This is a genomic window from Rhodoferax sp. SPJ4, assembly GCF_058216275.1.
The window spans coordinates 159,283-172,010 of record NZ_JBYZMN010000003.1 but is presented as its reverse complement, the minus strand read 5'-3'; the positions used below and the strand labels follow the sequence as shown (position 1 = coordinate 172,010).

General features: G+C 66.1%; 15 protein-coding genes. 4 read left to right on the top strand and 11 right to left on the bottom strand.

What is annotated here, in order from left to right:
• Positions 1–44: 44 nt before the first annotated feature.
• Positions 45–659 carry a glutathione S-transferase family protein gene (locus AC4BAR_RS11985; RefSeq protein ID WP_490628097.1) on the top strand — a complete coding sequence of 205 codons (615 nt, stop codon included), beginning with the start codon at positions 45–47 and terminating at the stop codon, positions 657–659.
• 9 nt (positions 660–668) lie between these two features.
• On the opposite strand, the gene AC4BAR_RS11980 is transcribed toward AC4BAR_RS11985, so the two are convergent.
• The gene (locus tag AC4BAR_RS11980) at positions 669–1,430 is read right to left on the bottom strand and encodes a TerC family protein (protein WP_490628096.1); all 762 of its coding nucleotides are present in this window, start codon (positions 1,428–1,430) and stop codon (positions 669–671) included.
• Between the two features lie 105 nt (positions 1,431–1,535).
• On the bottom strand, positions 1,536–2,054 hold the full coding sequence (locus AC4BAR_RS11975; protein WP_490628095.1) for an Rrf2 family transcriptional regulator: 519 nt from the start codon (positions 2,052–2,054) through the stop codon (positions 1,536–1,538).
• A gap of 186 nt (positions 2,055–2,240) precedes the next feature.
• On the opposite strand from AC4BAR_RS11975, the gene nhaR reads away from it, so the two are divergent.
• Complete coding sequence (nhaR, locus tag AC4BAR_RS11970) at positions 2,241–3,146, top strand: transcriptional activator NhaR (RefSeq protein WP_490628094.1); 906 nt, start codon at positions 2,241–2,243, stop codon at positions 3,144–3,146.
• Positions 3,147–3,170: 24 nt separating this feature from the next.
• Here the strand turns inward: nhaR and AC4BAR_RS11965 are convergent, their stop codons facing one another.
• The 9 genes from AC4BAR_RS11965 to AC4BAR_RS11925 all read right to left on the bottom strand — a co-directional run bounded on the left by AC4BAR_RS11965 (position 3,171) and on the right by AC4BAR_RS11925 (position 11,126).
• Positions 3,171–3,614, bottom strand: a complete 444-nt coding sequence (locus tag AC4BAR_RS11965; RefSeq protein WP_490628093.1) for a nuclear transport factor 2 family protein — start codon at positions 3,612–3,614, stop codon at positions 3,171–3,173.
• A gap of 4 nt (positions 3,615–3,618) precedes the next feature.
• Positions 3,619–4,401: an SDR family NAD(P)-dependent oxidoreductase gene (locus AC4BAR_RS11960; RefSeq protein ID WP_490628092.1), complete on the bottom strand. Its 783-nt coding sequence runs from the start codon at positions 4,399–4,401 to the stop codon at positions 3,619–3,621.
• 50 nt (positions 4,402–4,451) lie between these two features.
• Positions 4,452–4,988 (bottom strand): DUF3833 domain-containing protein, encoded by a 537-nt coding sequence (locus tag AC4BAR_RS11955; protein WP_490628091.1) that lies wholly within the window; start codon positions 4,986–4,988, stop codon positions 4,452–4,454.
• Entirely contained in the window at positions 4,985–6,265 is a 1,281-nt protein-coding gene (locus tag AC4BAR_RS11950; RefSeq protein ID WP_490628319.1) for an MFS transporter, read from the bottom strand. Before AC4BAR_RS11950 ends, AC4BAR_RS11955 begins: the two co-directional genes overlap by 4 nt.
• A gap of 65 nt (positions 6,266–6,330) precedes the next feature.
• A complete protein-coding gene (locus AC4BAR_RS11945; RefSeq protein WP_490628090.1) occupies positions 6,331–6,792 on the bottom strand; it encodes a chalcone isomerase family protein in 462 nt (153 codons plus the stop codon).
• 62 nt (positions 6,793–6,854) lie between these two features.
• Positions 6,855–8,087 (bottom strand): class I SAM-dependent methyltransferase, encoded by a 1,233-nt coding sequence (locus AC4BAR_RS11940; RefSeq protein ID WP_490628089.1) that lies wholly within the window; start codon positions 8,085–8,087, stop codon positions 6,855–6,857.
• Between the two features lie 32 nt (positions 8,088–8,119).
• A complete protein-coding gene (locus tag AC4BAR_RS11935; protein ID WP_490628088.1) occupies positions 8,120–8,926 on the bottom strand; it encodes a DUF1365 domain-containing protein in 807 nt (268 codons plus the stop codon).
• Between the two features lie 5 nt (positions 8,927–8,931).
• Positions 8,932–10,224, bottom strand: coding sequence for an NAD(P)/FAD-dependent oxidoreductase (locus AC4BAR_RS11930; protein ID WP_490628318.1), 1,293 nt, complete (start codon positions 10,222–10,224; stop codon positions 8,932–8,934).
• Between the two features lie 305 nt (positions 10,225–10,529).
• Entirely contained in the window at positions 10,530–11,126 is a 597-nt protein-coding gene (locus AC4BAR_RS11925) for a glutathione peroxidase (protein ID WP_490628087.1), read from the bottom strand.
• Between the two features lie 247 nt (positions 11,127–11,373).
• On the opposite strand from AC4BAR_RS11925, the gene AC4BAR_RS11920 reads away from it, so the two are divergent.
• Both AC4BAR_RS11920 and rfaE2 read left to right on the top strand, forming a co-directional pair.
• Positions 11,374–12,243, top strand: coding sequence for a ferritin family protein (locus AC4BAR_RS11920; protein ID WP_490628086.1), 870 nt, complete (start codon positions 11,374–11,376; stop codon positions 12,241–12,243).
• A complete protein-coding gene (gene rfaE2, locus AC4BAR_RS11915) occupies positions 12,240–12,728 on the top strand; it encodes a D-glycero-beta-D-manno-heptose 1-phosphate adenylyltransferase (RefSeq protein ID WP_490628085.1) in 489 nt (162 codons plus the stop codon). Before AC4BAR_RS11920 ends, rfaE2 begins: the two co-directional genes overlap by 4 nt.

Sequence of the window (12,728 nt, the reverse complement as noted above, 5' to 3'; positions counted from 1 at the left end):
AATCCCAGCGTCGTTTGACGTGAGAACAGAAGCGGAGCGCCCCCATGAAATTGATCGGTTCCCTGGCCAGCCCCTACGTGCGCAAGGTGCGTGTGGTGATGGCCGAGAAAAAGCTCGACTACCAGTTCATCACCGAAGATGTGTGGGCCGCCACCACGAGCATCGGCCAGTCCAACCCGCTGGGCAAGGTGCCTTGTCTGGTGATGGAAGGTGGCGAGGCGGTGTTCGACTCGCGGGTGATCGCCGAGTACCTGGACACCTTGTCGCCGGTGGGCAAGCTGATCCCGCCCAGCGGCCGCGAGCGCGCCGAGGTCAAGACCTGGGAAGCACTGGCCGACGGCGCGGTGGACGCCGGCATCCTGGCGCGGCTGGAGGCCACCTGGCCCGGCCGGGCTGACGGTGAACGCAGCCAGGCCTGGACAGACCGGCAGCTGGCCAAGGTCGACGCCAGCCTGAAGGCCATGAGCCAGGGCCTGGGCGACAAGCCGTTTTGCAGCGGCATCCACCTGAGCCTGTCCGACATCGCCGTGGTGTGTGCGCTCGACTGGCTGGCCTTCCGCTTTCCGCAGATCACCTGGCGCCACACCTACCCCAACCTGGCCCGCCACGCCGACAAGCTGGCGCTGCGGCCCAGCTTCGCCGACACCAAGCCGGTCTGAGCCCCCGGCTCAGCGGGTCGGGGTTGCCTCGTCGGCCACCTCGTCGGGCAGCACCTGGGCCAGGCCGGCCTTCTTGCGGGAGCGGATGTTGAGCATCTCCACCCCCAGCGAGAAGGCCATCGCGAAGTACACAAAGCCCTTGGGCACGTGGTAGCCGAAGCCTTCGGCCACCAGCACCACGCCCACCACCAGCAAAAAGGCCATGGCCAGCATCTTGATGGTCGGGTGGTCGGACACAAAGCGGCCGATGCGGGCGGCGAACAGCATCATCAGCGCCACCGACACCACCACTGCGGCGATCATCACCTGGATCTGATCCACCATGCCCACCGCGGTGATGATGGAGTCCAGAGAGAACACGATGTCGATCAGCATGATCTGCACGATGGCTGCGGCAAAGGTGGTGGTCACCACGTTCTGGGTACCGGCCTCGTGGCCTTGCACCGCCTCGTGGATTTCGCCGGCGCTTTTCCACAGCAGGAACAACCCACCCAGGATCAGCACCAGGTCGCGCCCGGAGATGTCCTGCGTCCACACGGTGAACAGCGGCGCGGTCAGGCCGACGATGGCCGACAACACCAGCAGCAGGCCGATGCGCATGAACATGGCCATGAACAGGCCCAGCCGGCGTGCCAGCGCCTGCTGGTGCTTGGGCAATTTGTCCACCAGGATGGAGATGAAAATGATGTTGTCGATGCCCAGCACCAGCTCCAGCGCGGTGAGTGTGGCAAAGGCAATCCACACCTGGGGGTCGGTCAGCAGTTCAATCATGGCAGGCTCGGGTCAACACAAGGCAAAGCCCGCCGGACGGTCCAGCGGGAATGAAAAGCCAGCAGCCCTGGCGGGCAGGGAACGCCGCCTTTGGCGGCGTCGCGCTCAGCGTGCGGCGGGCAGCACCCGGCCCAGGGCGAACACCGAATTTGGCGCGTTCACCAGGGCCTGCTGGGTGGCGGGACGGGAAAAAATGGCGCGCCGGGAGTTGGCGGCCGCTTCCACCACCACACCCTTGGCCAGTTGCTCCTGCACCAGCTCGCGCAGCGTCACCGAGCGCATGTAGTCCACCATGTTGGTGCTCAGGCGGGCCCACAGGTCACGGGTCAGGCCCTGGCCGCGCTCGGGTGTGCCGGGTTCGTCGTCGGCCTGGTCCACCGCCAGGATGATGTCGGCCACGGTGATGTCCTCGGCCTTGCGGCCCAGCGAGTAGCCGCCGCCGGGGCCGCGGGTGCTTTCCACCAGCTCGGCGCGGCGCAGGCGGCTGAACAGCTGTTCCAGGTAGGACAGCGAAATCTGCTGGCGCGCCCCGATGGCGGCCAGCGTGACCGCACCGTGCTGCTCGCGCAGCGCCAGGTCCAGCATCGCGGTCACGGCAAAACGGCCTTTGGTGGTCAAACGCATGGCAATCTCCTTGCTTCAAAGTGTGGCGCTGCCGGTTGGCAACGTCGGTCGTCTTGCGCACTGACGGCGTTTCAGAACCGCTCGTCATGCCCAGACACAGACGAACTTTAGGGTTTTAAACACTTCGCGTATATTCGTATTTATGAAGAAATCACTTCGTAAAAAACGAATCATCAGGGGTGACTGTTGAACTTCAAACACCTGCGCTACTTCTGGGTGGTGGCCCATGCGGGCGGCATCATGCGGGCCAGCGAACAGCTGCACACCACGCCGCAAACCCTGTCGGGTCAGATCAAGTTGCTGGAAGACTGGCTGGGCCACCCGCTGTTCCGCAAGAGCGGCCGCCAGCTCGAACTGACCGACGAGGGCCGGGTGGCGTTGGCCTATGCGGACGACATCTTCACGCTGGGCGCCGAGCTGGAAACCGCGGTGCGGCAGACCCGTGGCAGCGCCCGCACGCTGGAGTTCCGGGTCGGGGTGGCCGATTCGGTGGCCAAGTCGGTGGCCTACAACCTGCTGGAACCGGCGCTGGCCCTGCCCGAGCAGGTGCGGATGATCTGCCACGAGGGCAAGTTCGGCGACCTGATGGCGCAACTGGCACTGCACCGGCTGGACCTGGTGATCGCCGACGAGCCGGTGTCACGCAAGATCAGCGTCAAGGCCTTCAACCACCCGCTGGGCACCAGCGCCATGAGTTTCCTGGCCGCGCCCTCGCTGCTGCCGCAACTGCAGGGACGGTTCCCACGCTGCCTGGACGGTGTGCCCATGCTGGTGCAGGGCTCGTCCTCGTCGGTGCGGCAGCGGCTGGACCAGTGGCTGACCAAACACCAGCTGCGGCCGCGCATCGTCGGCGAGTTCGACGACAGTGCGTTGATGAACGCCTTTGGCCGCGAGGGCCGCGGTGTGTTCATGGCGCCCACGGTGCTGGAGGCCGAAACCTGCGCGCAGTTCGGGGTGCAGGTGGTGAGCCGCACCGACGAGCTGGTGGAGGAGTTTTTCGCCATCTCGGTCGACCGGCGCATCAGCCACCCCTGTGTGGTGGCCATCACCAAGGCGGCCAAGGCCAGGCTGTTCAGCGGCACGCCGGCCTGACGCCGGTTCTCGGAGGACCGGGCGTCAGCTGCCGGCGTGGCGGGTGAGCCAGCGCACCACCCCGCCCAGCAGCGGCACCTTCTGGTACAGCTCTTCGGCGGTGTCCCAGTAGTCGCGGTGGAAACTGACCCGGCCGTCGGGCGCGAAACGCAGGTGGGAGCTGCCCCGTACGGTCTGGGTCTGGCCTTTCTTGAAGGCCTTGAAGGCGAACACAAAATCCCAGGTCAGGAAACACTGGTCGCCATCCACCACCCGGCCGGTGATGACAAAGCGCGGGCCGTCCAGCGCCACGTACATGTGGGCAAAGACGCGCTGGATCTCGGCCAGGCCGGTGACCTCGTTGAACGGGTCCTTGAAATAGGCGTCTGCGGTGTAGTAACGGTCGAAGGCCGCCACGCTGTCGGGCTGCAAGGCCTCAAAGAAAACGCAGAGCCGTTCGACGGCCTCGGCGGTGGTCAGGGGGGTCATGTGCTCACAGCCCGGTGAATTTGCGCGTCAGCGGGAAATACAGGCAGTAGGGCAGCAGCCGCATGAACTTGAGCCAACCGGTGAAGCGCTTGGGAAAGTGGATGTCAAACGCGCCCGCCGCCCAGCCAGCCAGGATTTCGCCGGCCGCCTGCTCTGGCGTCAACAGCGCTGGCATCTTGAAATCGTTGTGGGCGGTCAGCGGGGTTTCCACAAAACCGGGGTTGATGACACTGACACCCAGGCCCAGGTCGTGCAAATCCATGTACAGCGTCTCGGCCAGGTTGATCAGCGCGGCCTTGGTGGGCCCATAGGCCAGGCTCTTGGGCAGGCCGCGGAAGCCGGCCACGCTGCTGATCATGCTCAGGTGGCCGCCCTGGCCCTGGCGCGCGGCCCCCACCATGGCCGGCAGCACCGCGGCCAGCACGTTGAGCACACCGATGTAGTTGACCTGCTGGTGGCGCAGCATCTCGTCCAGCGAGAAGTCGGTGGCCCGCAGCTCCTTGTAATGGCCGGCGCAGTACATCACCAGCGCCATCGGCGCGCTGGCCAGAATCTGTGCCGCGGCGGCCTTCACCGCCGGCGCGTCGGCCACGTCCAGCGGCAGCGCCAGCGCGCCGGGGTGGGTGGCCACAAAGGCGTTGAGCGCCTCGGCATTGCGGGCCGATACCACCACCCGCGCCCCCTGGGCATGCAGGGCCGAAGCGGTGGCGCGGCCGATGCCGGTCGAGGCACCGACCAGCCACACGGTGCGGCCGCGCCAGTCGGTCAGGGGAGGATTGAAGGCCATGAAAGGTCCGGGTTGCTCATGTCAGAGGGGGTGAATGGGGGACGGCTGTGTCAGCGCTTGGTGAAGGCCAGCGTGACCTCGCCCAGCGTCACACCGTACTTGCGCATCACCGCCTTGTTCAGCATGACCCTGTCGTTCATCAAGTACATCCAGTCGTCGAACTGCACCTCGATGACCCGGCCGTCCACCGGCAGCGCCAGCGTGTAGTGCCAGTTCAGCGCGTTGCCGGCCTCGATGCCGATGGCTTCGCCCACCACATCGTCGGCGCGGCCGATGTAGCGGCCCTCACCGGTGCGGGTCAGGCGCCAGACGCGGCGTTGTTTGGTCCCGTCGGCGTAAGTGAAGTCCTCGTCCAGTGTGCCCTCGTCGCCTTTCCAGGCGCAGGTCATGACCACGGTGAAGCGTTTCACCACCTTGCCCGAACGGTCTGTGAACAGGCCATGGGCGTCCAGCGTGCCGTTGAAGTAACGGCGCAGGTCCAGCGTGGGTTTTTCCTGGGCGTAGTCGCCAGGTTGCGGGCTGGCGCAACCGGCCAGCGCCAGGCTGCCGCCGGCCAGGGCCAGCGTGAGGAGTTGGCGTTTGTTCATGGGGCTTCCTTCAGCGTCAATGCAGTGCGGGGCGCGCGGATCACCAGGGTGTAAAGCGCGGCCACCGCCAGCAGTTTCAAAGCGCAGGGCAACACACAGTAGGCCGTGACCAGTGCCTGGAGCGCCGCCGGGTCGGTGGCGCCGGGTTGGTAGCCAAACAGGCCCAGCAGCGGCAAGGCCAGGCCAGCGGCCAGGGCCAGGTTGAGCTTGGTGGCAAAGTTCCACCAGCCGAAATAAACGCCAGTGATCGAAGCCACCGGCTCGCCGTGGGGTCGCCGGGCCGGCGCCTGGGCAATCACGCCGGCCAGCAGCGCGCCGGGCAAGGCCAAATCGGTGCCCAGCGCCACGCCCGACAGGGCGCAGACCAGCAGAAACGGTCCGCTGTCGCCGGCACCCAATTGGGTGGCCCAGGCGAAGACGGCAATCGCCAGCAGCATGCCACCCAGCCAGGCCCAGGCCAGGCCGGTGCGGGCCACCAGTTTCAGCCACAGCGGGATGGACAGCGCGGCAAACAGAAAATAGCTGCCCAGAAAGGCCGGCTCCATGGCCTTCGGGGCCTGCAGCCGGTCCTGGATGAAAAACAGAACCAGCGTGGCCGGCACCGCGCTGGCGATGCCGTTGAGCATGAACACCGCCAGCAACCGCTTGAAAGCCGGGTCGCGAAAGGGCAGCCAGGTGCTGGCCGGCAGGGCCGCGTCGGCGGCCGCTGTGCGGGGGCGCTCGGCGGGCCGGCCCGACCGGGCCCAGGCCCACCAGCCTACGCCCAGCGCCAGCCAGAACAGCGCCACCGTGGCCGGCAGGCCCAGGGCCACCGGTGCCACCGAGGCCAGGATCACGCCCACCAGCCCCAGACCCTCGCGCCAGGCCACCACGGTGCTGCGCTGCTGGTCGTTGCCGCCATGCAGGTTGCCCAGCATCGCGCCCCAAGACTGGTGGGCCACGCTGACCGCGCTGTAGGCGGCGTAGGTCAGCACCAGCAGCACACTGGCCCAGACCAGCAGCGCGGTGGGCTCGCGGGTGGGCGGGAAAAACAGCAGCGCAAAACCGGCCGCCAGCAGCAGCGCGGCCACGCCGGCAAAACCCAGCACCGCCGGCAGCGCGCGGGCAAACAGCCGATCGCACCAGCGGCCGATGAAGGGGTCGATCAGCGCGTCAAACAAGCGCGCGCCCAGCAGCACCGCGCCCAGCGTAGCCAGCGGCACGCCGAACTCGCGGGCGTAGTGGTTGGGCAGGATGACGTAGAGCGGCAGCGCCACAAAGGCCAGTGGCAGGCCCATCAGACCGTAGCCCAGGCCATCGCGCCAGCCGCGTTGCCAGGCCCGGTGGGCTGGCGGCGCGGCACTCACGGGCCCACCCCGGCCAGCAGGGCCGAGCGCAGCGCCGGCTCCGAGGTGGTGGGCGCCAGCCAGATGCCGAAGAAGCGGCGCGCGAACTCGGTGTCCTTCACCTCGGCCAGCGGCTGGCCGTTGTGGAGGAATCGCACGCCCACACCGGGCAGGTGCAGGCCGGTCAGGCGCTCGCCCTTCTTGATGTTGGGAAAGGCCGCTTTCATCGTGGCCAGCCACTGTGCGCCCTGGGCCTCGCTGAAGCCGCCGACCCGCTTCATCTCGCTGAGCGAGCGGTCGGCGATGTCGGCGCCTGCAAAGTCACGCTGGTACTCCAGCTCCAGCGCAAACGGCTGGGCCGTCAGCTCGGCGGGCTTGAACTGCGGTGACACCCACAGCCGGGCGGTGTAGACCGCAAAGCCGAAGTAACGGAACAGGCGCTCGCCGCTGAGCTTGGCCTCGGGCACCACACTGGCCACGGCCGGCGGGGTGGTCTGGGCCTGCGCCGTGGCCAGGCCCAGCGCCAGTGCGCAGGCCAGGGTCAGCGCTTGCGCAGCGTGTACTGAACCACGTCGGTGCTCGATTTGGCGAAAGCCGCTTCGCAGTAGGCCAGGTAGAACTCCCATATGCGCATGAACCTTTCGTCGAAACCCACTTGCAGAACCCGTTGCTTCTCGGCCATGAACTTCACGCGCCAGCGCTTCAGCGTTTCAGCATAGTCCAGGCCGAACGAGAATTCGTCCACCACATCCAGTCCGGCGGCGTTGGCCTGCTTGCGGAACTCGCTGGGGCAGGGCAGGCAGCCACCGGGGAAGATGTACTGCTGGATGAAGTCGGTCGATGCGATGTACTGGTCAAAGTGCTTGTCGTCGATGACGATGCTCTGGATGCAGGCCTTGCCACCGGTCTTCAGCAGCCGGGCGATGGTCTGGAAATAGGTGGGCCAGTACTCGCGGCCCACGGCCTCGACCATCTCGATGGAGCACACCGCGTCATACGGGCCGTCGTTGATGTCGCGGTAGTCCTGCAATCTCAGGTCGGCCTTCTGGGCCACACCGAACTTCGCCATGCGCTGGTTGGCAAAGGCCAGCTGCTCGTGGCTCAGCGTCACGCCGGCGATGCGGGCATTGAATTCGGTGGTGGCCATCTCGGCCAGCGCGCCCCAGCCGCAGCCGATCTCCAGCACCCGCTCGCCCGGCTTCAGGTCCACCATGCGCAGCGCGCGCCGCACCTTGGCGTGCTGGGCCTCGCGCAGCGGTTTGTCCAGGTCGCCCTCGAACCAGGCCGACGAGTAGTTCATGGTGTCGTCCAGCCACAGCTCGTAAAAGCTGTTGCCCAGGTCGTAATGGGCCTGGATGTTCTTCTGGCTGTTGGCCTTGGTGTTGCGGTTCAGCAAATGCTTGATGCGGTAGATGAAACGGCCGATCCAGGTGCCGTAAATCATCTCCTCGATTTCGCTGCGGTTGCCCAGAAACACCTTCAGCAGATCGGTCAGGTTGGGGGTGGTCCAGTCGCCGGCGATGTAGGTTTCGGCAAATCCGATGTCACCCGATTTCAGCGCCGCGCCGCAGACGTTCCAGTTGTGCAGTGTGATGCTGGCCGCTGGGTGGTCGCCCGACAGGTCGGCCTGGCCGAAGCGGTAATGGGCCCCGTTGGGAAAGTGCACAGTGAGGCTGCCATGGCGCAGCCGCTGCAGCAGCTTGATGGTGGCCCGGGCCGCGGCCGGCGCACCCTGGGGCAGGGCGAAGGGGGAGGCGCTGGTGGTCGTGTTCATGGCAGTGGGGCCTTGTCGGAGGAAGGGGCGGGTTAGCGGGTGACAAACTGTTCGGGCGGCTGCGGCTTGCTGAAAAAGCGCACCCGCTTTTTCCACAGCTTGAAGGCCTGCCAATGGATACGGGCCATCACGCCCAGCGTCATGGCCGGGTGGGTCCACAGCGCGCGGCGCAGCACCGGCCGGGTGAGCGGCGCCAGCGTGCCACTGACGCTGGTCTGGATCAGCAGGCCGTCGTTGTCGTGGTAGTCGATGCGGGCCACGGTGCGGGCCACACCAGCCTGTTGTGTGCACATGAAGCGAAAGCGGTACTGGCCTTCGACATTGCAGAAAGGCGAGACATGGAAGACCTTGTCGGCCTGCAACTCTTTGCCGTAAGCCGGCTCGTTGAGCAGATAGCAGTGACGTTCGCCAAAGGTGTTGTTCACTTCGACGACGATGGTGCGCAACGTGCCGTCGGGGCGGTGGCAGTACCAGAAGCTCACCGGCTTGAAGGTGTAGCCCAGCACCCGGGGATAGCAGTGCAGCCAGACCTCGCCGGTGGCGTCCAGCACGCCTTCCCGCCGCAGCAGTTCGTCCAGCCAGGCCAACGCACCCCCGGCCGCCGCCTCGCGGCCGTCGCCATGGTCGCGGTCGAAAAAGCTCAGCCAGCCGGCCCGGTTCCAGGCCAAGGCGCCGGCGCCTTCGCGGGCGATCTGCCGCATCGGCAGCAGCAGAAAGTAGGTCGGGTAGGCAAAGGCGTTGCGTGCCGGCCGCACCCGGGTGTGGCGCACCTGGCCAAAACCCACCAGGGGCTGGGGCTGGGCGATCCACGGGGTGAGGACGGGCGCGGCGGCTTGCATGGGGTTCAGGCGCGTTGCTCGATGTCGACCAGCAACCGGCGGGCCGCGGCCAGGCCAGACTTGAGGCCGTCTTCGTGGAAGCCGTAACCCAGCCAGGCGCCACAGAAATGGGTGTGCTGCTGGCCTTGCAGCTCGGCGATCTGGCCCTGGGCGCGGATGGCGGCGAGGTCGAACACCGGGTGGGCGTACTCGAAGTCGCCCAGCACATGCCGCTTCGGAATCTCGCGCAGCGGGTTCAGCGACACCACCACCGGCTGCTCGAAGGGAATCGGCTGCAGCATGTTGATCAGGTAGTGCAAACACACCCGGGCCGATTCGCGGTCGGTGTTCTGGGCGCGCTCGTAGTTCCAGGCCGCCCAGGCCATGCGCTTGCTCGGCAGCACCGAGGCGTCGGTGTGCAGCACCGCGCGGTTGGGGTGGTAGCGGATGGCGCCCAGGGCCGCCTGCTCGGCGTCGCTGGGCTGGCGCAACAAGGCCAGGGCCTGGTCGGAATGGGTGGCCAGCACCAGCTTGTCGAAGCGCTCGGCGCGGCCTTCGGTGATGACGCGCACGCCCTCGCTGTCGCGCTCGATCAGCTGCACCGGGGTGTTGAGCCGCTTGTCGGCGATGCCGGCGACGATCTTGTCCACGTAGTGCTTGGCCCCACCGCGCACGGTGAACCAGCGCGGCCGATTGCTGACCTGGATCAGCCCGTGGTTGTGGCAGAAGCGGATCATGGTGGCGATCGGGAACCGCAGCATCTGGTCGGTTGGGCAGCTCCAGATGCAGCCGATCATGGGCAGGAAATACCAGTCGCGGAATTCGTTACTGAAGCGGTAATCACCAAGGAAGTCGCCCAGCGGTTGGGCCAGCTCGGCCTCCTGGCCGCTCTCGGCCAGCCGGGTGGCCAGCTTGTTGAAACGCATCAGGTCGGCCAGCATGCGCAGAAAGCGCGGGTTCAGCAAGTTGCCGCGCTGGGCAAACACGGTGTTGAGGCTGGAACCGCTCCATTCCAGCGTGCGCCCGCCCAGGGCCTGCGGCACTTTCACCGAGAACGACATGTCCGACAGCGCGGTGTCGACCTGCAGTTCGGCAAACAGGTTGATCAGATGGGGGTAGGTGCGCTCGTTGAAGACCAGAAAGCCGGTGTCCACCCCGTGGGTGATGTTGCCGCGCGTCGTGGGCAGCGTGATGTCCACCGTGTGGGTGTGGCCGCCGAAATAGTCGCCGGCTTCGAACAGCGTGATGTCGGCGCGGTCTTTGAGGGTGTGGGCCGCGGCCAGGCCGGAAATGCCCGAGCCGATGATCGCGATTTTCAGGGGGGCGCTCATGCCGCAGCCCTGGAGAAGAAAAAGGTTGCGAAGCGCCCCGACGCGAATGAAGGAGGGAGGGAGGAGGAGACACGCCCCGGGATTGCATCCAGGCAACTGTGGCCAGGAAGGCTTCGCAACACAGAAAACGCAGGCAAGGCCATCACACCCTTGCCCTTGCATGGGAGCGCCGCCGCGCGTGAAAAGTTCCGCCCCCGGTGCGGAACCGCAGGGGCTGACAACAAACGAACCGCGGGATGCGCCATGAGATTCCAGAAAATTACTGATTAGTCACATTATGACTGATTAGTAATTTATTGGGCAAGCAAGCGGTTCTCGATCTCGGCGAGGAAGCGTTTGTCCAGCGGTTCCACCGCGCTGGGGAAGCTGGTCACGCTGCTGCCATCGCGGGCAATCAGGTATTTGTGGAAGTTCCAGCCCGGGCGCTGGCCGGTCTTGGCGGCGAGCTGCTGGTACAGCGGGTTGGGGTTGTTGCCGCTGACCGTGCTCTTGGCCAGCATGGGGAATTTCACGCCAAAGGTGTTCTCACAGAAGTCGGCAATCTTTTTGTTGTCGCCCGGCTCCTGGCCGCCAAAGTCGTTGGACGGAAAGCCCAGCACCACCAGGCCGCGGTCCTTGTACTTGCTGTACAGCGCCTCCAGGCCCTGGTACTGCTGGGTGTAGCCGCAGTAGCTGGCGGTGTTGACCACCACCACCACCTTGCCGGCGTACTGGCACAGGTTCTGTGGTTTTTCGTCCTGCAGCCGGGGGAAGCTGTGCTGCATCAGCGCCGGGCAGGCGGCCGGCGTGGCGGCGGGGGCGGCCTGGGCCACGCGGGCAGCGGGCAGGGCCAGCAGGCCGGTCAGCAGGGCGGTGGTGGCAAAGGTGGCGGCAATCCGTTGGACAGACATGGAGGGCTCCTGGGGTGTGTGAAGGGCAATGCAAGGCCGGACCCGCGTCCTGGGGCCATGCGCCATCGCAAAGGATACGCAGCCCGGAGCGGCTTGGAGTCAAACCGGCCGCCGAATCCAGCGCCGTGGCCGGTGCGTAAAACAAAAGCGGAGTGAAAAAAGTGAGCAGATGCAAGCCTGCTTGACCCGGGCGTCACCCGCATGACATGTGAATTGCTTAAAATCTCAGCAGTTTCGAAAGAACCCGATGCTGTACCCAGAACTCTTCAAACAACTCGAGTCCGTCCGTTGGGACATGGACAAAGACATTCCCTGGTCGTCGTTCGACCCCTCCAAGCTCAGCGACGAGCAGGCGCAAACCATCAAGATGAACGCCATCACCGAGTGGTCGGCCCTGCCCGCCACCGAGATGTTTTTGCGTGACAACAAGGACGACAGCGACTTTTCCGCCTTCATGTCGATCTGGTTCTTCGAAGAGCAGAAGCACTCGCTGGTGCTGATGGAGTACCTCAAGCGCTTCCGTCCCGACCTCGCCCCCACCGAGCAGGAATTGCACGACGTGCGCTTCGAGTTCGAGCCCGCGCCGCCGCTGGAAACCCTGATGCTGCATTTCTGCGGCGAAATCCGGCTCAACCACTGGTACCGCCGCGCCAGCGAATGGCACACCGAGCCGGTCATCAAGCACATCTATACCACGCTCTCCCAGGACGAGGCCCGCCACGGCGGCGCCTACCTGCGCTACATGAAGCGCGCCATTGGCAAGTTCGGCAACGAAGCCAAGGCCGCCTTCACCAAGGTCGGTGTGCTGATGGCCAGCGCCCGTCGCACCGCGCAGGCCCTGCACCCCACCAATTTGCACGTCAACAAAAACCTGTTCCCGCGCGACACCATCCAGAGCCGGCTGCCCAACCCCGAGTGGCTGGAGCATTGGCTGGACACGCAGATCAAGTTCGACGCCGTGTGGGAGACCAAGGTGGTTGAGCGCATTCTGCACAACATGAGCTTGCTGATGGAGCGCAGCTTCGGCACCGTGCAGGAGCTCAACCGCTACCGCAAGGAACTGGTCAAAGACCTGGCCACGCTGTCGGGCCCGGCCGCTGGCGCGCAGCCGGCGTGACGCTGCCCGCCTTCTTCGCCAAGCTCAGCGCCCGCGCCGAGCTGCCCGCCCGGGCGGCGCTGTTGCCCCGGCCACTGGTTTTCACCAACGGCGTGTTCGACGTGTTGCACCGCGGCCATGTGAGCTATTTGGCCCAGGCCCGCGCCCTGGGCGGCAGCCTGGTGGTGGCCTTGAACACCGATGCCTCGGCCAAGCGCCTGGGCAAGGGACCAGACCGCCCGCTGAACAACGCCGACGACCGCGCGGTGGTGATGGCCGCGCTGGGTGCGGTGGACCTGGTGACCTGGTTCGACGAAGACACGCCGCTGGAACTGATCACCGAGCTGCGCCCCGACATCCTGGTCAAGGGCGGCGACTACGACATGCAAACCCTGGCCGAAACACGGGTGGTCGAGTCCTACGGCGGCCATGCGCTGGCCATTCCCTTTGTGGACGGTTACTCCACCACCGCGCTGGTGGCCAAGATCCGCGCCCACCAGCCCTGA

Excerpts from the sequence above, each read along its gene's own strand:
- AC4BAR_RS11940 (WP_490628089.1), bottom strand. The coding sequence starts at position 8,087 with ATGAACACGACCACCAGCGCCTCCCCCTTCGCCCTGCCCCAGGGTGCG.
- AC4BAR_RS11975 (WP_490628095.1), bottom strand. The coding sequence starts at position 2,054 with ATGCGTTTGACCACCAAAGGCCGTTTTGCCGTGACCGCGATGCTGGAC.
- AC4BAR_RS11960 (WP_490628092.1), bottom strand. The coding sequence starts at position 4,401 with ATGGCCTTCAATCCTCCCCTGACCGACTGGCGCGGCCGCACCGTGTGG.
- AC4BAR_RS11950 (WP_490628319.1), bottom strand. The coding sequence starts at position 6,265 with ATGGGCCTGCCACTGGCCTTTGTGGCGCTGCCGCTCTACGTCATCCTG.
- AC4BAR_RS11935 (WP_490628088.1), bottom strand. The coding sequence starts at position 8,926 with ATGCAAGCCGCCGCGCCCGTCCTCACCCCGTGGATCGCCCAGCCCCAG.
- AC4BAR_RS11955 (WP_490628091.1), bottom strand. The coding sequence starts at position 4,988 with ATGAACAAACGCCAACTCCTCACGCTGGCCCTGGCCGGCGGCAGCCTG.
- AC4BAR_RS11980 (WP_490628096.1), bottom strand. The coding sequence starts at position 1,430 with ATGATTGAACTGCTGACCGACCCCCAGGTGTGGATTGCCTTTGCCACA.
- AC4BAR_RS11925 (WP_490628087.1), bottom strand. The coding sequence starts at position 11,126 with ATGTCTGTCCAACGGATTGCCGCCACCTTTGCCACCACCGCCCTGCTG.
- AC4BAR_RS11985 (WP_490628097.1), top strand. The coding sequence starts at position 45 with ATGAAATTGATCGGTTCCCTGGCCAGCCCCTACGTGCGCAAGGTGCGT.
- AC4BAR_RS11920 (WP_490628086.1), top strand. The coding sequence starts at position 11,374 with ATGCTGTACCCAGAACTCTTCAAACAACTCGAGTCCGTCCGTTGGGAC.
- AC4BAR_RS11965 (WP_490628093.1), bottom strand. The coding sequence starts at position 3,614 with ATGACCCCCCTGACCACCGCCGAGGCCGTCGAACGGCTCTGCGTTTTC.